16 protein-coding genes and 3 riboswitches are annotated in these 18,410 nt (G+C 51.7%); all 16 genes read right to left on the bottom strand.

Annotation, left to right across the window (positions count from 1 at the left end):
* Window positions 1–34: 34 nt before the first annotated feature.
* Window positions 35–1,780: an adenine deaminase C-terminal domain-containing protein gene (locus AAV35_RS10740; protein WP_008588228.1), complete on the bottom strand. Its 1,746-nt coding sequence runs from the start codon at window positions 1,778–1,780 to the stop codon at window positions 35–37.
* 205 nt (window positions 1,781–1,985) lie between these two features.
* Window positions 1,986–3,224: a phosphoribosylamine--glycine ligase gene (gene purD, locus AAV35_RS10745; protein WP_008588226.1), complete on the bottom strand. Its 1,239-nt coding sequence runs from the start codon at window positions 3,222–3,224 to the stop codon at window positions 1,986–1,988.
* 15 nt (window positions 3,225–3,239) lie between these two features.
* Window positions 3,240–4,772, bottom strand: a complete 1,533-nt coding sequence (purH, locus tag AAV35_RS10750; RefSeq protein ID WP_008588224.1) for a bifunctional phosphoribosylaminoimidazolecarboxamide formyltransferase/IMP cyclohydrolase — start codon at window positions 4,770–4,772, stop codon at window positions 3,240–3,242.
* Window positions 4,738–5,346 (bottom strand): phosphoribosylglycinamide formyltransferase, encoded by a 609-nt coding sequence (purN, locus tag AAV35_RS10755; protein ID WP_008588222.1) that lies wholly within the window; start codon window positions 5,344–5,346, stop codon window positions 4,738–4,740. The genes purH and purN overlap by 35 nt, the downstream gene beginning before the upstream one ends.
* The gene (gene purM, locus AAV35_RS10760) at window positions 5,343–6,350 is read right to left on the bottom strand and encodes a phosphoribosylformylglycinamidine cyclo-ligase (RefSeq protein WP_008588220.1); all 1,008 of its coding nucleotides are present in this window, start codon (window positions 6,348–6,350) and stop codon (window positions 5,343–5,345) included. The genes purN and purM overlap by 4 nt, the downstream gene beginning before the upstream one ends.
* Window positions 6,351–6,355: 5 nt before the next feature.
* Window positions 6,356–7,768 carry an amidophosphoribosyltransferase gene (gene purF, locus AAV35_RS10765; RefSeq protein ID WP_008588218.1) on the bottom strand — a complete coding sequence of 471 codons (1,413 nt, stop codon included), beginning with the start codon at window positions 7,766–7,768 and terminating at the stop codon, window positions 6,356–6,358.
* Entirely contained in the window at window positions 7,744–9,969 is a 2,226-nt protein-coding gene (purL, locus tag AAV35_RS10770) for a phosphoribosylformylglycinamidine synthase subunit PurL (protein ID WP_008588216.1), read from the bottom strand. Before purL ends, purF begins: the two co-directional genes overlap by 25 nt.
* On the bottom strand, window positions 9,953–10,636 hold the full coding sequence (gene purQ / locus AAV35_RS10775) for a phosphoribosylformylglycinamidine synthase subunit PurQ (RefSeq protein ID WP_008588214.1): 684 nt from the start codon (window positions 10,634–10,636) through the stop codon (window positions 9,953–9,955). The genes purL and purQ overlap by 17 nt, the downstream gene beginning before the upstream one ends.
* Window positions 10,637–10,882 (bottom strand): phosphoribosylformylglycinamidine synthase subunit PurS, encoded by a 246-nt coding sequence (purS, locus tag AAV35_RS10780; RefSeq protein WP_008588212.1) that lies wholly within the window; start codon window positions 10,880–10,882, stop codon window positions 10,637–10,639.
* Window positions 10,870–11,586: a phosphoribosylaminoimidazolesuccinocarboxamide synthase gene (purC, locus tag AAV35_RS10785; RefSeq protein WP_008588210.1), complete on the bottom strand. Its 717-nt coding sequence runs from the start codon at window positions 11,584–11,586 to the stop codon at window positions 10,870–10,872. The genes purS and purC overlap by 13 nt, the downstream gene beginning before the upstream one ends.
* A 63-nt stretch (window positions 11,587–11,649) precedes the next feature.
* On the bottom strand, window positions 11,650–12,945 hold the full coding sequence (gene purB / locus AAV35_RS10790; protein ID WP_008588208.1) for an adenylosuccinate lyase: 1,296 nt from the start codon (window positions 12,943–12,945) through the stop codon (window positions 11,650–11,652).
* 12 nt (window positions 12,946–12,957) lie between these two features.
* Complete coding sequence (purK, locus tag AAV35_RS10795) at window positions 12,958–14,070, bottom strand: 5-(carboxyamino)imidazole ribonucleotide synthase (protein ID WP_008588206.1); 1,113 nt, start codon at window positions 14,068–14,070, stop codon at window positions 12,958–12,960.
* The gene (gene purE / locus AAV35_RS10800) at window positions 14,057–14,551 is read right to left on the bottom strand and encodes a 5-(carboxyamino)imidazole ribonucleotide mutase (RefSeq protein WP_008588204.1); all 495 of its coding nucleotides are present in this window, start codon (window positions 14,549–14,551) and stop codon (window positions 14,057–14,059) included. The genes purK and purE overlap by 14 nt, the downstream gene beginning before the upstream one ends.
* A gap of 101 nt (window positions 14,552–14,652) precedes the next feature.
* A riboswitch (purine riboswitch) is annotated at window positions 14,653–14,753 on the bottom strand.
* Between the two features lie 83 nt (window positions 14,754–14,836).
* Window positions 14,837–15,037, bottom strand: a complete 201-nt coding sequence (locus AAV35_RS10805; RefSeq protein WP_008588202.1) for an NETI motif-containing protein — start codon at window positions 15,035–15,037, stop codon at window positions 14,837–14,839.
* A gap of 53 nt (window positions 15,038–15,090) precedes the next feature.
* Window positions 15,091–16,425 (bottom strand): NCS2 family permease, encoded by a 1,335-nt coding sequence (locus AAV35_RS10810; RefSeq protein WP_008588200.1) that lies wholly within the window; start codon window positions 16,423–16,425, stop codon window positions 15,091–15,093.
* A 113-nt stretch (window positions 16,426–16,538) separates the two neighbouring features.
* Window positions 16,539–16,640, bottom strand: a riboswitch (purine riboswitch).
* Window positions 16,640–18,178: a glutamine-hydrolyzing GMP synthase gene (gene guaA, locus AAV35_RS10815; RefSeq protein ID WP_008588198.1), complete on the bottom strand. Its 1,539-nt coding sequence runs from the start codon at window positions 18,176–18,178 to the stop codon at window positions 16,640–16,642. Its footprint overlaps the riboswitch before it by 1 nt.
* A 113-nt stretch (window positions 18,179–18,291) precedes the next feature.
* Window positions 18,292–18,393, bottom strand: a riboswitch (purine riboswitch).
* Window positions 18,394–18,410 lie beyond the last annotated feature (17 nt).

Raw genomic sequence — 18,410 nt, forward strand, 5'->3', positions numbered from 1 at the left:
TCATCCCTCCTCCGTTTGAATTTCTTTTACCATTTTAACGCATTATTGCAGGAAAGAGTACCTCTTTCTTTTTCACATCCATCAGCCCGCGCGGGGTAATCCGTACGTAAGGCAGGTGGGTCGAACTGAGAAAGAACAGGGTATATACCGGGTCCCCGAAGCAATAGCCGTACTCACAGAGTTTCTCTTTCAGCACGCTTTCCTGCTCCATCAGTTCCTCAAAAGGTTCCCTGGACATCATACCACCGTAAGCAAGCGGCATTTCAAACACGACTTTTTTATCGTGCACCAGCACAATACCTCCGCCTATTTCTTCCATACGCTCAAATGCCAGCACCATATCTTCTTTTGATTTCCCGAGCAGAATAATATCGCCGGTCGTCGAATAAGAACTTGAAAGGGCGCCAAGACTCGAAGTGAATCCTCGTAAAAGCGTGTTGACCTTCCAGGTACCTTCCCTGTCCAGTAGTGTAAGGAACGCTTCATTGGTCGTCTCCGGCAGCTGTTCGACGGACGTGTTGGATTCGACAGCATATGGTTTCATAATAACATCATTCACCATATCCATTCCAACCGGCATCGAAAACTGGAGTTCTTCGATGCCCAGCGACCAGTCGAGAGAAAGAGGCACGATTTCCGCACTCGCCCAGTCAAGCTTCACTTTCGTGTGGACATCCTTTTCTCTCTTCTTCACCCATTCCCCTTTGGCAAGCACAGAGTGAGGAGAAGGCCGGTCTTTACTGTCAAGCAGGTTCACATGTGCGATATGGCCGGGCGCAAGAGCTCCAAGCCGCTCATCCAGTCCGAAATGCCGTGCCGGATAGATCGTTGCCATCAAGTACGCTTCTATCTCCGGTATGCCTGCTTTCAAAGCTATATCTATACAGTTATCTATGACGCCGTCTTTATAGAATCCCGGGGTCGACCCGTCCGTCGTATACATCAGCCGGTCGAAAGCCTGGAAGTCCTTCTCCACCAGCCCTTCCATTATTTGCGGAAGGTCCGGCCGGATCGAGGAGTGACGGACACCTGTCTCATAACCGAGTTCCACTCTCTTCACGACGTCATCAGCGGTCATACTTTCATGATCCCCGTCGAGCCCGAGAAGTTTCATTTTGGTGAGTGTGTTTTCCGATGCTCCCGGGAGATGACCTTCCACCCGTTTTCTCGCTTTTCTCACTTCCTGCATCCAGTGCAGAATCTGATCGTCTTTTCCATACAGAAGTTCCGGCCAGGCTGTCAGTTCGCCGCCCTGTACAACCGCATCATGAGTAAACCATTCAGGGAGCTGTTCCTCCAGCTTCTCCTGCTTTTCTTCCCGCAGCGTAGTCTGAAAATCGAAGCGTCCCCACCAGAACATGGAGACCGGCAGTTTCATACATTCCTCCAGTAAAGAAAACGCTTTCTTTTTGTCCGTTAAAAATAACCACATCAGATTATCATTGATAACGGTGGTAGTGCCTGTCCAGGCCGCATATTCCGCCAGCGACTGGGGATTGTAAAGCTGAAACGGGTGAGCGTGGGGCTCTATGTAACCGGGCACGGCATAATCTCCGTCACCTTCAATGATTTCCGTTCCATCAAGGTTCGGTGGCATCTCTGTTCCGACGTAAACGATCCGGTCTTCAAAAATCCATATGTTCCCTGTCATCCACTGTTTCAGAAATACGTTCAAATACGTTATATGTTTAAGCACCTTCGTAGGCGCCAGGTTTCCATCAATTACATCCGCGTGGTCGCGTAACTGCTTGTTCCTCCAGCGGAACCGTTGTTCGTTCACTGACATCGCCTCCTGCTATTTTTTTCATAATAACACACACTTCTCCCTATTTACTAAACGAAACGTGACAAAACACTGAAAATATAAAGTTCCCGAGTTTTTCCATGGACCTCCTGCCCCTGAAAAAGCTTTCAGTTCCCCTCAGGCGGCAGTTACCCGCTGCAACGGCACAAAAAAACCTCCACACTATTGTGGAGGCGAATTTCTATATATGTTCTGCTATGTCTTTCCGGTAATAAAAACAGTCACTGGCATCGAACGGCTCCAGGGCTTTCTGTACCGCCTGTCTGGCTTCCTTCAGATCAGCTCCTGTGGCTCCGGCCATCAGAACCCGGCCGCCCCCGCCCCGGAACGTTTCCCCTTCTCTTGTAACGCCGGCATAAGTGAAGTGGCTGCCTTCACAACCATGACCCGGGAGTTCTTTTCCTTTTTCGTATGCACCCGGATAGCCGGCAGAGGCGAGCACTACTCCGACAGAACACGAATTTTTCCACTCGAGGGACGGGTCCTTCCCTGCCGTAACGTCAGTAATTACCCGTGCCAGATCATTTTCAAGAAGAGGCAGGACGACCTGTGTCTCGGGATCACCGAACCGGGCGTTAAATTCAATCACTTTCATCCCGTCCGCCGTTTCTATCAGGCCCGCGTACAGAATCCCCTGGAACGGCCGGCCTTCCTCCACCATTGCGTCCGCTGCAGGCTGCAGTATCTGTCCGACAGCTTCCTGCACTTTCGCATCCGTCACACCGGGGACAGGCGAGAATGCGCCCATGCCTCCCGTGTTAGGACCTTCATCCCCGTCAAAAGCTTTCTTATGATCACGAGCCGGAAGCATCGGATAGACGCGGTCGCCTTCGACGAACGCCATGAGGGAAAATTCTTTCCCTTCCAGATACTCTTCGACCACCACTTCACGACCTGCTTCTCCGAACTCCTCATCTTCCAGCATGGAACGGACCGCTTCTTCCGCTTCCCGTACAGTCTCAGCTATGATGACACCTTTACCTGCTGCAAGACCGTCGGCTTTCACTACGATGGGCGCTCCCTGTTCCCTGATGTACCTGTGAGCTTCATCCACATCCGTAAAAGCTCCGTAAGCAGCCGTCGGTATGCCGTGCTTGTTCATCAGCTGTTTGGCGAAATGTTTGCTTCCTTCGATAACGGCCGCCGACTGATCGGGGCCGAATACTTTCTGTCCTTTTTCCCTGAACACATCCACGATCCCCGCTGACAAAGGAGCTTCCGGGCCGATAATGGTCCAGTCGATATTCTCCTCTTCTGCGTAACGCGCCAGGCTTTCAAAATCCGTCTCCGGAATATCCACACGTTTTGCCTCTTCCATGCCGTCATTCCCCGGAGCTGCGTGTACTGTGTGCTGATGCCCGGCCAGTTTCTGGACAATACTGTGTTCCCTGCCGCCACTGCCTACGATTAAAAAGTTCATAGAAGCCTCCTTCACCTAGTGCTTGAAATGACGCATTCCGGTAAATACCATAGCTATTCCGTGTTCATTACAGGCATCGATGGAATCCTGATCCCTTTTCGAACCACCCGGCTGGATGATCGCCTTAATACCGGCCTTTGCCGCTGTCTCGACAGTATCCGGCATCGGAAAGAAGGCATCAGATGCCATCACTGCTCCCCGTGCCTTCTCGCCGGCCTGACCGAGCGCGATGGCTGCAGCACCGACGCGGTTCATCTGCCCCGCACCGACACCTAACGTCCGGTCCTCTCCGGCAATAACAATGGCATTTGATTTCACGTGTTTCACTACCTGCCACGACATAAGCAGATCTTCCAGTTCCTTATCCGTCGGTGCCCGTTCCGTAACTGTACGGAGGTCCGTTACAGCCACTTTTCCTTCATCTTTATCCTGTACAAGCAGACCGCCCCGGACGCTCACCAGTTTCTCGCCGGTCGTTTCTGTAATGGAAGGGTCCACTTTGATGATCCGTACGTTTTTCTTTTTCGCCAGGATGCCGAACGCTTCTTCGTCGTACTCCGGAGCCATGATGATTTCAAGAAAAATGCCGGAGAGCTGTTCAGCCGTATCTTTATTTACTTTCCGGTTCAAAGCAACGATTCCTCCGAATATGGAAACGGGGTCTGCTTCATATGCTTTGGCAAAAGCTTGTGACAGGTCATCGGCCGTGCCGACGCCGCAAGGGTTCATATGTTTGACTGCAACCGCGGCAGGATTCGTGAATTCAGCCGCCACTTCGAGCGCCGCATTCGCATCCTGAATGTTATTGTAGGACAATTCCTTTCCGTGCAGCTGTTCAGCATACGCCAGTGATCCTCTGTCCTCTTTGACTTCCCTGTAGAAAGAAGCGGACTGGTGAGGATTCTCCCCGTACCTCAGACTCTGCACGTGTTCATACGTCTTCGTAATGGTCTCCGGAGCTTCCTCACCGCTGAGACCTGTGAAATATTCGGCGATCAGCGCATCATAGTGGGCCGTGTGACGGAATACTTTTGCAGCGAGACTGCGCCGGAATTCATAAGTAAGGTCTCCACGTTTCAGTCCTTCCACGATTTCATCGTAGTCCGCGGGATCCGTCACGACCGTTACGTTTTCAAAATTTTTGGCTGCTGAGCGGAGCATCGTCGGTCCGCCTATATCAACATTTTCAATCGCTTCTCTTTCCGTTACATCTTCTTTTGCGATCGTTTCTTTAAACGGATATAAATTCACGGCCACGAGGTCGATCGGTCCGAAACCAAGCTCCTGGAGCTGTTTCATATCTTCCCCGTTATCCCGTCTGACCAGCAGACCGCTGTGCACGGCAGGATGCAGAGTTTTCACACGCCCGTCCATGATCTCGGGAAATTCCGTAATCTCCGAGATGGAGCGTACTTCTATCCCCGCCTCTTCTATCGTCCGTTTCGTTCCTCCGGTGGAAATGAGTTCATACCCGAGAGATATAAGTTCTTGTGCAAAATCACTCAGCCCCTGTTTATTTGAAACGCTCAAAAGCGCCCGCTTTGTCATACGATTTCTCTCCTTTCACGAGCCGTTCCACCACTTTCGGATAGAGAACGTGCTCGACCTTCTGTATTTTTCGTTCCACATCCCCGATTGTATCTTCCGCTTCAATCGCCACTTCTTCCTGCTCAAGGATCGGCCCGGTATCCATGCCCTCATCCACGATATGAACGGTCACGCCGGTGACAGCGACTCCCTGGTCAAAGGCCTGTTGGACGGCATGTTTGCCAGGAAACCTTGGCAGCAGGGATGGGTGGACATTTACGATTCTTCCTTCAAAAGGTGTAAGCAGAGTCGAACCGATCAGCCGCATATATCCGGCGAGGACGATCCATTCTATTCCATGTTCCCGGCAGGCTCCGAGAATCACTTGTTCGTAGCCCGCTTTTCCCTGAAAATCGGCAGGATGAAAAGAGAGGACTTCAATGCCGCGCGCTTCCGCTTTATGTACCACTTCCGCGGAAGGACGGTCGCTGACGAGCAGCGATACTTCGCCCCACTTCTCTTTATGCTCCATCGATGTAAGAAGTGCATCGAAATTCGTTCCGGTTCCGGAAGCGAATACAGCTATTTTCGTCATATAATTTCCACGTCCTCTCCGGCTGTGACTTCTCCGATAATGACAGCCCCGTCCACCGCACCGCAGGCCGCCCCTGCCTCTTCTTCAGAAAGGGCGATTACCATACCGATACCCATGTTGAAGGTGCTGTACATATCCTGATCACTAAGCTCCCCATATTCTTTAAGGAAAGAAAAAATCTCAGGAACAGAAAAAAGTGATGCGTTTATTTTAGCACCAAGACCGGGCGGAAGCATGCGCGGAATGTTTTCATAAAAACCGCCTCCCGTAATATGGGCGATGCCGTGCAGTTCCACCGCTTCTCTCAACTTCTGTATGTCTTTGACATAAATAGAAGTGGGGGTAAGCAGTACTTCCTTTAAAGGGGCCGGAAGAGTATAAGATTCTTCGAGAGAGAGATTATGCTGGTCCAGAATGCTGCGGACGAGCGAGAAGCCGTTGGAATGGACACCGGAGGACGGGAGTCCGATGAGTACGTCCCCCTCTTTCACTTTATCTCCGGTAAGAACGTCCTGTTTCCCGGCCATGCCGACTGTGAACCCGGCCAGGTCGTATTCCGATTGTTTGTACATCCCCGGCATTTCCGCCGTTTCGCCTCCGATGAGCGCACATCCCGCTTCCCGGCAGCCTGCAGCAATTCCCTGAACGATCGCTTCAATCACTTCGGGATCATTCTTTCCACACCCGATATAATCGAGAAACAGCAGAGGGTCCGCTCCCTGAGCCGCAATATCGTTCACACACATGGCTACGAGGTCCACTCCTACCGTATCGTGTTTTCCGGTTTCAAAGGCTAGCTTAAGCTTCGTCCCTACCCCGTCCGTTCCGGTGATGAGTACGGGTTCCTCATAACGGTGTCCGCTTATATCAAAGAGCCCCCCGAAAGAACCGAGCTCTCCCATAACCTCAGGACGATACGTGGAAGACACGTGCTTTTTCATTCTTGCTACTGCTTCGTAACCGGCTTCGACATCGACGCCGGCTTTCTTGTACGCTTCACTCATATCAGCTACTCCTTTTCATAAGGGGGTATCGTGGAAGGGAAGATTTCGGTCGGATAATTTCCCGTAAAACAGGCCTGACAGCTCCCGTGCTCAAGCGATTGTTCACCTTCATGAATTGATGACTCCAGCCCATCGGTACTAAGAAAATGCAGCGAGTCCGCTCCGATTTCCTCTTTCATTTCCTCCAAAGTACGGGTCGCAGCCAGTAACTCGCCGGAGGTCGACGTATCAATGCCGTAGTAGCACGGGTTTTTGATGGGCGGGGAGGCGATACGCACATGTACTTCGGTCGCTCCTGCATCTTTCAGCATCTGGACGATCCGCCGGCTTGTCGTTCCCCGGACAATGGAGTCATCGACCATTACGACCCGCTTCCCTTCGACGATACCGCGGACGGCCGACAGCTTCATTTTCACTCCCTGTTCCCGCAGTTCCTGGGAAGGCTGAATGAACGTCCGCCCGACATACCGGTTTTTGATCAGACCGAGCTCGTATGGAAGGGACGCTTCCTCGGCATAGCCGATAGCGGCAGAAATACTGGAATCAGGCACTCCGGTTACAACGTCCGCTTCCACAAAGGACTCCTCCGCAAGCTTCCGTCCCATCGTTTTTCGGGAGGCGTGGACGTTTTTGCCATCCAGATCACTGTCCGGTCTCGAGAAATATACGTATTCCATGGAACAGAGGGTGCGCTGAATTTTGGAGGTGAATCGTCTCGATTTCATTCCATCTTCATCAATTTTGATCAGTTCACCGGGTTTCACTTCCCGGACGTGGGTCGCCCCGATGACATCAAAGGCGCATGTCTCTGAGGAGACAATGTAGGCATCCCCCAGTTTTCCGATCGATAACGGCCTCAGTCCCCGCGGGTCCATAGCCACGTACATACAGGTTTCCGTAAGGATCGCCAGCGAATACGCTCCCTTTACCATGGACAGAGCCTGCGCAATCGCTTCTTCTTTGTATACGTTCCCGGCCCGCTGGATCAGGTGGGCGATCACTTCTGTATCCGACGTCGTCTGAAGGATGCTTCCCTGTGCTTCCAGCTGATTCTTCAGCCCTTGAGCGTTTACGAGATTCCCGTTGTGAGCGAGAGCCATACTTTCCTTCTGTGTACGGAACAGAAGAGGCTGAATGTTTTCATATCCTCCGTCTCCGGCCGTCGCGTACCGTACGTGACCGACGCTCGCGTGTCCGACCAGTTCCACCAGCTGATTCTCCGAGAATACTTCATTGACGAGACCGTGCCCTTTGACGGCATGCACATTTTCCCCGTCCGTCGTTACCACACCGGCTCCTTCCTGGCCCCGGTGCTGCAGGGCGTGAAGCCCGTAGTACGTAAGCTGGGCCGCTTCCGGATGTCCGAACACTCCGAACACTCCACATTCTTCGTTCAGCCCTCTGATTTCACCAGGCATGGAATAGCTCCTTTCCAATCCGCTTTCAGCGTTTGTATAGGTTCATCGATGATCGTGGCGCCGTTTTTGATAATGTGGAACCTTCCGTGTGCCGCCGCTTTTCCGAGGAAACGGGCCTCCGGAATAAGTTCCTCTATTTCGGTCTGCTTCTCCCGTCTGATTGATATAAGAAAACGGGACTGGGTTTCGGCAAACAGTTCTGTTACGGTTTCTCCTTCGATTTCCACTTCGCACCCGAGTTCTTCCGCGAATAGACTTTCGACCAGAGCGACAGCCAGCCCCCCTTCCGATATATCGTGCGCGGAAGAAACGGCACCTTTCCTGATCGCTTCCAGCACCTGCTGCTGTCTTCTTTGTTCCGTCTCAAGATTTATGTGAGGAGCCCGGCCAAAGTGCTTTCCTTCCAGCATTCCCTGGAGTTCACTTCCGCCGAACTCTCTTTCCGCTCCCCCTACTACATAGAGGAGGTCCTCCGCATTTTTTACGTCGGAGGTAGTGATGTGGGAGGTTTCTTTCACAAGTCCCACCATCCCCACTACGGGCGTCGGGTAAATCGCCTGACCTCCCGCAGCTTCATTGTACAGGGAGACGTTTCCGCTGATGACCGGGGTGCCCAGAACGCTGCAGGCCCCGCTCATCCCCCGGACCGCTCCCTGCATCTGCCAGTACACTTCGGGGTTCTCCGGAGAGCCGAAATTCAGCCCATCCGTAATCGCAAGAGGTTCTCCTCCGGAAGCGATGATATTCCTGGCAGCTTCGGCCACCGCTATCTTCCCGCCGGTTTCAGGATCGAGATAAATGTACCTCGAGTTTCCGTCCGTCGTCATTGCCACCGCTTTATCCGTCCCTTTAACACGAAGCACTGCGGCATCGGATCCGGGCTTCACTACCGTGTTCGTCTGAACCATCGTGTCGTACTGATCGTAGACCCATTCTTTACTGGCAATGGTCGGCTGTTTCAGCAGGGCCCGCAGAACATTTCTCGGATTCCGTACCTCCGGAACGTAGTCGGTTTTCCTGAATTCTTCATAATAGCCGGGTTCCCGTGCTTCCGGCTGATACACCGGAGCATCCTCTGCCAGACTGTCCACCGGGACATCGGCCACGGTTACCCCTTTATGCTCGAGGACGAATCTTTTATCTTCCGTTACTTCACCGACAGTCACTGCCTCCAGTCCATACTTTTCAAACACCTTCGCAATTTCTTCCTCCCGCCCTCTTTCAACGACGAGAAGCATGCGTTCCTGGGATTCGGAGAGCATCATTTCGTAAGGGGTCATCCCCATTTCCCGCTGAGGGACGAAATCCAGGTTCATCCGGAGGCCCGTTCCTGCTTTACTTGCCATTTCACTGGCAGATGACGTCAGCCCTGCCGCCCCCATGTCCTGGATACCGACGAGCGCCTCGTAATGGATGACCTCAAGACAGGCTTCTATCAGGAGTTTCTCCATGAACGGGTCCCCCACCTGTACGGACGGACGCTTCGATTCGCTGTCCTCACTCAGCTCTTCGGAGGCGAATGTGGCCCCGTGGATTCCGTCTCTTCCCGTTTTCGCTCCGGCATACATGACGGAGTTCCCGGTCCCTTTCGCTATCCCCTGCTGGACGTCTTCATGGTTAATGAGACCGACACACATCGCATTGACGAGCGGGTTTCCGTTATAGGCATCATCAAACTGTACCTCACCGCCCACCGTCGGCACGCCGACACAGTTTCCATATCCCGATATCCCATGCACTACTTCCCTGAACAGGTATTTCACCCTGGACCGCTCGAGGGAGCCGAAACGGAGAGAGTTGAGGAGGGCGATCGGTTTCGCCCCCATGGAAAATACGTCACGCAAAATTCCGCCGACGCCTGTCGCAGCTCCCTGATACGGTTCGACAGCGGACGGATGGTTATGGCTTTCAATCTTGAAAACGACAGCCTGTCCGTCACCGATGTCAACCACTCCCGCTCCTTCGCCGGGACCTTGCAACACGTGTTTTCCATCCGTCGGGAATTGTTTCAGAAGCGTCTTTGAGTGCTTATAACTGCAGTGTTCCGACCACATAACGGAAAAGAGTCCGAGTTCCGTGTAATTCGGCGCACGCCCGAGCACTCTTTTGATATAGGCGAACTCTTCATCGGTCACTCCCATTTCTTTGTATACCTGTTCCGTTTCAATGGTTTCCGGTGTCCATTCAGTTACTAACGACATGTGCGTCCCTCCAGTGGGTCAGAATCGATTCGAAAATACGAAGACCATCATCGTTCCCGAGCAGTTTCTCGACGGCTCTCTCCGGATGGGGCATCATACCGAGAACGTTCCCCGCTTCGTTCGTGATTCCGGCGATATTACCGGTGGATCCGTTCGGGTTATTTTTATAAGTGAAAGCGATCTGACGGTTCTCTCTCAGTTTCTCAAGCACAGCTTCATCACAGTAATAGTTCCCTTCCCCGTGGGCGACCGGTAACGAAATCGTCTCCCCTTCTTCATAGCGGGACGTGAACATCGTGTCCGTCTGCTCCACGGTCAGGCTTTCTTCCCGGCAGATGAATTTCAGGTCTCTGTTCTTGAGCATAGCCCCCGGCAGCTCTCCCATTTCAAGAAGTACCTGAAAGCCGTTGCATACACCCAGTACAGGTTTTCCTGCCGCGATGAACTCCCTTACCTGAGCGATCACTTTGGAAACGGAAGCCACGGCTCCCGACCGGAGATAATCGCCATAGGAGAACCCGCCCGGCAGCAGTACACCGTCATATTTATCGAGATCCGCCTCTTCAAACCAGACCATTTCCGCTTCTTCCTGAAGAACTTCGGAAACAGCATGGTACATATCCTCATCACAGTTCGACCCGGGAAACACTATAACCGCAAATTTCACTCAGACAACCTCCTCAATCGTATACGTGTAGTCCTCGATGACCGGGTTCGCCAGCAGACGGTTGCACATATCCTCGATTTTCTTCTCCGCATTTTCCCGGTCGGCCAGCTCCACCTGCAGATACTTACCGGTACGAACGTCCCGCACTCCATCGTATTCCAGGTCTTTCAAAGACTGGGATATGACTTTTCCCTGCGGGTCAAGAACCGCTTCTTTCAGCGTGATATAAATATTTACTTTGCACATGTAGCACCCTCCAGGCGTTGCAGAATATTTTCATATACAGGAACAAGTTCTCCGGTTCCCTCACGGAATACATCCTTATCCATCTTCGCGCCGGTCTGTTTATCCCGGAGCCTGCATGTATCAGGGGATACCTCATCGGAAAGAAGAAGATTCCCGCCTTCTGTTCTCCCGAATTCGAGTTTAAAATCAACGAGCGACAAGTCGCAATCTTCAAAAATTTCAAGCAGTACGTCGTTCACTTTTAAAGCTTCTTCCTTGATAGCCATCAGTTCCTTATGTGTTACATCAGCAAGAAGCAGAGCGTGACGGTCATTGATCAGCGGGTCATCAAGGTCATCGTTTTTATAAAAAAGTTCAATAAGCGGCGGATGGAGGGACATTCCATCCTCGATACCGATTCTCCGGACCAGACTTCCGGCAGCTTTATTACGGACGACCACTTCAAGCGGAATGATGGATGTTCTCGTGACCAGCTGTTCGGTATCACTGAGCTCTTTCAGAAAATGAGTGGGGGTCCCTTTTTCTTCAAGCAGGGTGAAAATCTTCGAGGATATTTTGTTATTCAGTTCTCCTTTACCCCGGAACGCTTCTTTTTTCTTTCCGTTAAAAGCAGTGGCGTCATCCTTGTATTCGAGTAAAAGTTCTTCCGGTTCTTCCGTACAAAAAACTTTCTTCGCTTTTCCTTCGTACAGCAACTCTTTCATCCGCTCACTCCTGTTCATGAATAATGGAAGGGCATCCGGAAGCCACCGGATGCCTCTGTTTTGTTAAGCAAGACCGATCCGTTCAAAAATACGATCGACGTTTTTCAAATGGTGCCGGTAATCGAAGCATGCTTCCAGCTGCTCTCCGGAAAGGACGGACGTTATCCTGTCGTCGGATTCAATCAGCTCCCGGAACGGCACGCCGCGCTCCCAGGCTTCCATCGCTTTCGGCTGGACAAGGTCATAAGCTTCCTCCCTTACCATTCCTTCATCGATAAGTGTAAGAAGCACACGCTGAGAGAAGATCAGTCCGTAGGTTTTCTCCATATTTTCCTTCATCCGTTCGGGAAAGACCGTCAAGTTTTTCACGATATTGCCGAAACGGTTCAGCATGTAGTTCAGCCCGATTGTCACATCGGGAAGGATGATCCGCTCCGCCGACGAATGGGAAATGTCCCTCTCATGCCACAACGCCACGTTTTCATGAGCCGTCACCATATCTCCGCGAAGAACACGGGCCATCCCCGTCATATTCTCGGATCCGATCGGGTTCCGTTTGTGCGGCATAGCGGAAGAACCTTTCTGTCCCTTGGCGAAAAACTCCTCCACTTCCCGGGTCTCCGTCTTCTGAAGGCCTCGGATTTCCACTGATATTTTTTCGATAGAAGCGGCGATCAGAGCAAGAGTCGAGACGTAGTTCGCATGACGGTCCCGCTGCAGCGTCTGCGTGGATACAGGTGCCGCTTCAAGGCCGAGCTTTCGGCACACATACTCTTCCACGTATGGATCGATATTGGCATACGTTCCGACGGCTCCCGACAGTTTCCCTACTTCGATCTGCCGTTTCGCGAGGTCGAACCGTTCCAGATGCCGCTTCATCTCTTCGTAGTACAGAGCCATTTTCAGACCGAAAGTCGTCGGCTCCGCATGCACCCCGTGCGTACGTCCCATCATCACCGTATGTTTATGCTCTTTCGCTTTTTCTCCGAGAATTTCAATGAAGTTGACGAGGTCTCTGCGTAAAATGTCGTTAGCCTGCTTCAAAACGTAAGACAGGGCCGTATCCACAACGTCTGTAGATGTAAGACCGTAGTGCACCCACTTCCGTTCCTCTCCAAGCGTCTCTGATACCGCGCGGGTGAAAGCTACGACATCGTGTCTCGTTTCTGCTTCTATTTCCTGGATACGGGCTACATCAAAACCGGCGTTCTCCCGTATTTTTTTTACATCTTCCTCAGGGATGACCCCGAGCTCACTCCAGGCTTCACAAGCCAGAATCTCCACTTCCAGCCAGGCCCTGAAACGATTCTCCTCTTCCCAGATATTTCCCATTTCTTCCCTCGTATAGCGTTCAATCATTCCGTTTCCTCCTTACCAGCTTTTCGACCAGGCAGGTTCGCCCAGTTTTATATCGTCCGGAGACGACCCTATTATCGTAACATGACCCATTTTTCTCTGGGGGCGGGATTCGTGTTTTCCGTAATCATGCACGTGAACCTGTTCACTTTCGAGAGACTGGAAAAGAGCATCACGATGTCTGCCCAGAACATTAATCATTTTGGCAGCCGGAAATGTATGGACCGGAAGTAGCGGCAATCCGCAGATGGCACGTATGTGCTGCTCGAACTGGGAGACACTGCAGGCTTCAATCGTATAGTGTCCCGAATTGTGGGGGCGGGGCGCCATTTCATTGAAGTAAACGTCTCCCCCTCTTACAAACCATTCGACTGCAAACGTTCCTACCACTCCGAGCTCTTCTGCAAGAGCCTGCGTCCGCTTTCGTATCTCCCGGGTTTCATTATCGCTTATGGAAGCAGGAACTGTCGTTGTGAACAGCACCTGGTCTTTGTGTACATTTTCCGCTACCGGAAAAAAGGAAATGTACCCCGCACTGTCCCGGGTGAAGACCTGGGAGACTTCTTTATCGATATCTATCCACTTCTCTACAATATATTCGCCGTCCCCGATATCCTCACGGGCACTACTGCAGTCTTCCTGGCTCCGGAGCAGGTACTGCCCCTTCCCGTCATACCCGCCGCTTGCTGTTTTCATAACAGCGGGAAGGCCGATGTCGGTTACGGCACGGTCGAACTCTTTCCCGGTCTCTACCAACCGGTAAGCAGGCACGCGGATACCAGCTTTTTCCGCAAATTCTTTCTCTTTCCCGCGGTTTTGTGAAACAGCCAAAGGGAGAGTGCCCTGAGGCAGTTTTCCTTCATTCTCAAAAAACTGCGATACGCGCTCATCCACGTTTTCGAACTCGTACGTCACGACGTCGGAGTGCAGGCCGAGTTCCCCGGCAGCCCCGAGATCGTCATACTCCCCCTTTACATGTATATCCGCCACCTGAGCTGCCGGACAGTCCGCGGCAGGGTCCAGCACCGCAATCCGGTAACCCATATGTTTAGCCGCTGTCGCCATCATCCGTCCGAGCTGGCCGCCGCCGAGAATTCCGATCGTTCCGCCGGGTTCAATGACGTTCATGCAGTTCCCTCCTCATATCTTCCACTTTGTCTTTAAGTCCCTGTTTGTATAATTCCAGAGCCCGCGCTGTCATTTCATCAAAACTGCCGATCATTTCAGCTGCCAGAATACCCGCGTTCTTCGCCCCGGCTTTTCCGATGGAAACGGTCGCCACCGGCACGCCTCCAGGCATCTGAGCGATAGAAAGCAGCGAATCGATTCCATTCAGCGATTGGGATTCCACCGGTACCCCGATGACCGGGAGAGTCGTTTTTGATGCAACCATCCCGGGCAGATGCGCTGCCCCGCCGGCACCTGCGATGATCACCTTAAGACCTTTTCCTCTCGCTTTCTCCGCGTATATAAACATATCTTCCGGAGTTCTGTGAGCGGAAATAATCTCTTTTTCATAAGAAACTCCGAGTTCTCCGAGGACTGTGCACGCTTCTTCCATAATCGCCCAGTCCGAAATACTTCCCATAATAACACCGACTTCAGCCATACCTGTGCCCCCTGAATTAAAAGTTCCAAACTGCGATTTCCGGCATAAAAATATCCTGCGGCTCCCCCCTGACTTGAGAGGAGTGCCCGCAGGACGTACGTATCCCGGGTGTCTCCCCTCATAGTCCGGTCATTTACGGCGACCAGGTAGAGACGAACGATCCGTATTATCGCTCTATATGAGGTTCGTTTTATGCTTTTTTCTATTCAAATCATACCAGTGTTTTTCCATATGTGTCAATGAAATACGAATTATTAATTAAAATTAAATTCTAATGTTCGGCTTTTAATTTATTTTCTTAGCTTCAAAGACAATTTCTCTTCCTGCTACCTGCATTTCCCCGTCTTTCTCCTCAAATACCGGCTCTTCCGTGCGGCGGACCGGTACAAATCCTTCAAGCCGGATGCGTTCCAGACAGTCTTCAATCGATTCACCGGTTTTGACTTCGAAACGTTTTTTATTGCTTTCTTTTTTCTTTTTCGCCATTTTCATCTTCTCCTTCTTCGCTTTCTTTCACCCAGTATACAACTTGTGAAAAGTTAAGCCAAAAAGATGAAGTAAAGAATAAAAATGACGAACAGGCCGTACATAATCGGATGAATCTCTTTCACCCTGCCTTTCAGGGCCATTGTGAGCGGATAGAAAATGAAGCCCATCGCTATCCCCGTGGCGATACTGTACGTAAGCGGCATAGCCGTAATAACGAGAAACGCGGGAACCGCGATTTCAAACTGATCCCACTCGATAGCCCGAAGTGACGAGGCCATCAGTACTCCGACGATAATCAGCGCCGGGGCTGTCACTTCTGCTGTAATGATACCGAGCAGAGGAGAGAAGAACAGTGCCAGCAGGAAAAACAGAGCGGTAACGACCGAGGTGAACCCGGTCCGGCCCCCTGCCCCTACCCCGGCAGTGGATTCTATATAGGACGTCGTTGTAGAAGTCCCCATAACCGCTCCGGCGACCGTGGCTGCCGAATCGGAGAACAGCGCACGGCCCGCTCTCGGCAATTTATTATCTTTCATAAACCCGGCCTGGGATGCTACGGCGACAAGCGTCCCGGCCGTATCAAAGAAATCGACGAAAAGAAATGTAAGAATGACTCCGAGCATCTGCATCGTGAAAATATCATCCAGGTGCAGAAACGCTTCTCCGAACGTAGGTGCGAGGCTCGGCGCAGGGCTCACTACATCCCCGAGTGCCGCAGGAGCTGCAATCAGACCCGTTATCATACCGGCGACGGCTGTCAGGATCATTCCGTAGAAAATGCCTCCCTGAAAGCCGAGTGCGAGGAAAATCACCGAGACGAAAATACCGAAGACTGCAAGCAGTGTTGTCGGCTCCAGAATATTACCAAGCTGTACGAGAGTAGCGTCACTATTTTCGACGATTCCGGCATTCTGGAAACCGATAAATGCGATATACAAACCTATACCTGCTCCCACTGCCAGTTTCAGGTTAGGTGGTATAGCGTTGATGATCGTCTGGCGCAGACCGGTGACAGTTAACACGATAAAAATAAGGCCGGAAGCAAGTACGCCGGCAAGCGCCGTTTCCCATGGAATACCGAAACCGAGTACGACCGTATAGGCAAAGAAGGCGTTCAGTCCCATGCCCGGAGCGAGGGCGATCGGATATTTCGCAAACAGACCCATGACGAGCGTACCGATAGCGGCGGACAAAGCAGTAGCCGTGAACACGGCTCCTTTATCTATCCTCGTAACTCCTTCCGGCAGCTGGTCAATCCCGTCGAGAGCGAGCGTCGAAGGGTTGACGAAAAGGATGTAGGCCATTGCCAGAAATGTGGTAAGGCCGGCGATGAACTCGGTACGGTAGTTCGTTTTGTTTTTGTCGAACTGGAAGTATTTTTTCATTGTTGTCCTCTTTTCTCTCCTGTATTTTCTCCTCGCTGAACGTATTCTTCCATATAAAAAACCCCCGGCATAACCGGGGGTTTCCACACTTCAGCTCTTACACCGGAGGAAATATCCCCCGGTGTTCAGAACGTAGTCGGACAATTCACGGTCGTCCGGTAGAAACTTATGGGCCTTATCCCCAAGATTATACGTTAGTTGCTTATTCACTTTTTTATTCCCATTCGATCGTAGCCGGCGGCTTACTCGTAACATCATACACGACCCGGTTAATATGACTCACTTCATTCACCAGTCTCGTCGACACCTTCTCAAGAACGTGCCACGGAATCCGCGCCCAGTCCGAAGTCATTCCGTCGATGGAAGTGACGGCCCGGATGCCTATCGTGTGATCGTACGTACGCTCGTCCCCCATGACTCCGACTGACTTAATGTTAGGAAGGACGGTGAAGTACTGCCAGATGTCGCGGTCCAGTCCCGCTTCCTTGATTTCATCCCGCAGAATCGCATCGGATTCCCGGACAATCTCAAGCTTTTCCTCATCTACAGCACCGAGGATACGTATAGACAGCCCTGGTCCCGGGAACGGCTGGCGCCACACGATATGTTCCGGTATACCAAGCTCGGTCCCGAGTTCGCGCACCTCATCTTTAAATAACGTGTTCAGAGGTTCTATCAGCTTCAGCTCCATGTCCTCCGGAAGGCCGCCGACGTTATGGTGGGACTTAATCGTCTGAGCCGTTTCCGTGCCGCTTTCGATAATATCGGTGTAAAGAGTCCCCTGAGCAAGATAGTCCACGTTCTCAAGTTTCGCCGCTTCTTCATCAAAAACTTCAATGAACTCGTTACCGATGATTTTCCTTTTCTGTTCCGGATCTTCGACGCCCGCAAGCTTCGTCAGGAAACGGTCTTTCGCGTCCACACGGATAATGTTCATGTTAAATCCATCGCCGAGAAAACGCATGACGTCGTCCCCTTCGTCTTTCCTTAGAAGACCGTGATCGACGAAAATGCAGGTGAGCTGATCTCCGATGGCCCGGTGGATAAGACCGGCCACGACCGAAGAGTCTACTCCGCCGCTTAACCCGCAAAGTACATTTCTGTCTCCTACTTCCGCCCGAATCTTCTCTACTTCCAGTTCGATGAAGTGTTCCATCGTCCAGTCCGCTTCCGCTTCACAAACGTCAAAAACGAAACTTCTCAACAGATCGTTACCGTATTCGGAATGGCGGACTTCCGGATGAAACTGTACGCCGTACATACGACGTTCCCTGTCGCTGATGGCCGCCACAGGGCAGGAAGGACTGACAGCATCCACCTGAAACCCTTCCGGAGCGGCGATCACTTTATCACTATGACTCATCCACACGTTCTGTTCGACCGGCGTTTTCTGAAAGAGCAGGGAATCGTTTTTAACGGAGATTTCCGCTTTCCCGTACTGCCGTTCCGGGGTCCGTTCCACCTGACCCCCAAACTGATAGGTGATCAGCTGCATACCGTAACAGATGCCGAGAATCGGTATGTCGAGGTCAAAAATGTCGGTATCGCAGCGGAAGCTGTTTTCTCCGTATACACTGTTCGGCCCTCCGGAGAGAACGATACCGCTCGGGTTCAATTCTTTTATCTCTTCTGCGGTCATTTCGTGGGAATGAAGCTCACTGTACACTCCAAACTCACGGATACGCCTTGTGATCAGCTGATTATACTGACTCCCGAAATCCAGAACGAGAATCATGCCTTTTACTTTTTCCATCACGTTTCCCTCTCTCCCGACTGTTTATTTCTTACTTGAGTAATCATTGAACAGAACCTATAAAAAAACTGCCTCCCCGGTTTAAGATCAGAGAAGGCAGGAGTAAGCACATACGTCACCGTTCCTGCCTTCATAGTCAGAACATTTACGGTGTTCCGGTAGATACTTTCGGCCCGTATCGCCGAGGATATACGAAGGCTTATTCGATTGCTATCCATTCTAACAATCGAAC

It is taken from the genome of Salimicrobium jeotgali, from assembly GCF_001685435.2.
GTDB classification, from domain to species: domain Bacteria; phylum Bacillota; class Bacilli; order Bacillales; family Halobacillaceae; genus Salimicrobium; species Salimicrobium album.

Excerpts from the sequence above, each read along its gene's own strand:
- AAV35_RS10810 (WP_008588200.1), bottom strand. The coding sequence starts at position 16,425 with ATGAAAAAATACTTCCAGTTCGACAAAAACAAAACGAACTACCGTACC.
- purC (WP_008588210.1), bottom strand. The coding sequence starts at position 11,586 with ATGAAAGAGTTGCTGTACGAAGGAAAAGCGAAGAAAGTTTTTTGTACG.
- purD (WP_008588226.1), bottom strand. The coding sequence starts at position 3,224 with ATGAACTTTTTAATCGTAGGCAGTGGCGGCAGGGAACACAGTATTGTC.
- purL (WP_008588216.1), bottom strand. The coding sequence starts at position 9,969 with ATGTCGTTAGTAACTGAATGGACACCGGAAACCATTGAAACGGAACAG.
- guaA (WP_008588198.1), bottom strand. The coding sequence starts at position 18,178 with ATGGAAAAAGTAAAAGGCATGATTCTCGTTCTGGATTTCGGGAGTCAG.
- purF (WP_008588218.1), bottom strand. The coding sequence starts at position 7,768 with ATGCCTGGTGAAATCAGAGGGCTGAACGAAGAATGTGGAGTGTTCGGA.
- purH (WP_008588224.1), bottom strand. The coding sequence starts at position 4,772 with ATGACAAAGCGGGCGCTTTTGAGCGTTTCAAATAAACAGGGGCTGAGT.
- purN (WP_008588222.1), bottom strand. The coding sequence starts at position 5,346 with ATGACGAAAATAGCTGTATTCGCTTCCGGAACCGGAACGAATTTCGAT.
- purB (WP_008588208.1), bottom strand. The coding sequence starts at position 12,945 with ATGATTGAACGCTATACGAGGGAAGAAATGGGAAATATCTGGGAAGAG.
- purM (WP_008588220.1), bottom strand. The coding sequence starts at position 6,350 with ATGAGTGAAGCGTACAAGAAAGCCGGCGTCGATGTCGAAGCCGGTTAC.
- purE (WP_008588204.1), bottom strand. The coding sequence starts at position 14,551 with ATGGCTGAAGTCGGTGTTATTATGGGAAGTATTTCGGACTGGGCGATT.
- AAV35_RS10805 (WP_008588202.1), bottom strand. The coding sequence starts at position 15,037 with ATGGCGAAAAAGAAAAAAGAAAGCAATAAAAAACGTTTCGAAGTCAAA.
- purK (WP_008588206.1), bottom strand. The coding sequence starts at position 14,070 with ATGAACGTCATTGAACCCGGCGGAACGATCGGAATTCTCGGCGGCGGC.
- purS (WP_008588212.1), bottom strand. The coding sequence starts at position 10,882 with ATGTGCAAAGTAAATATTTATATCACGCTGAAAGAAGCGGTTCTTGAC.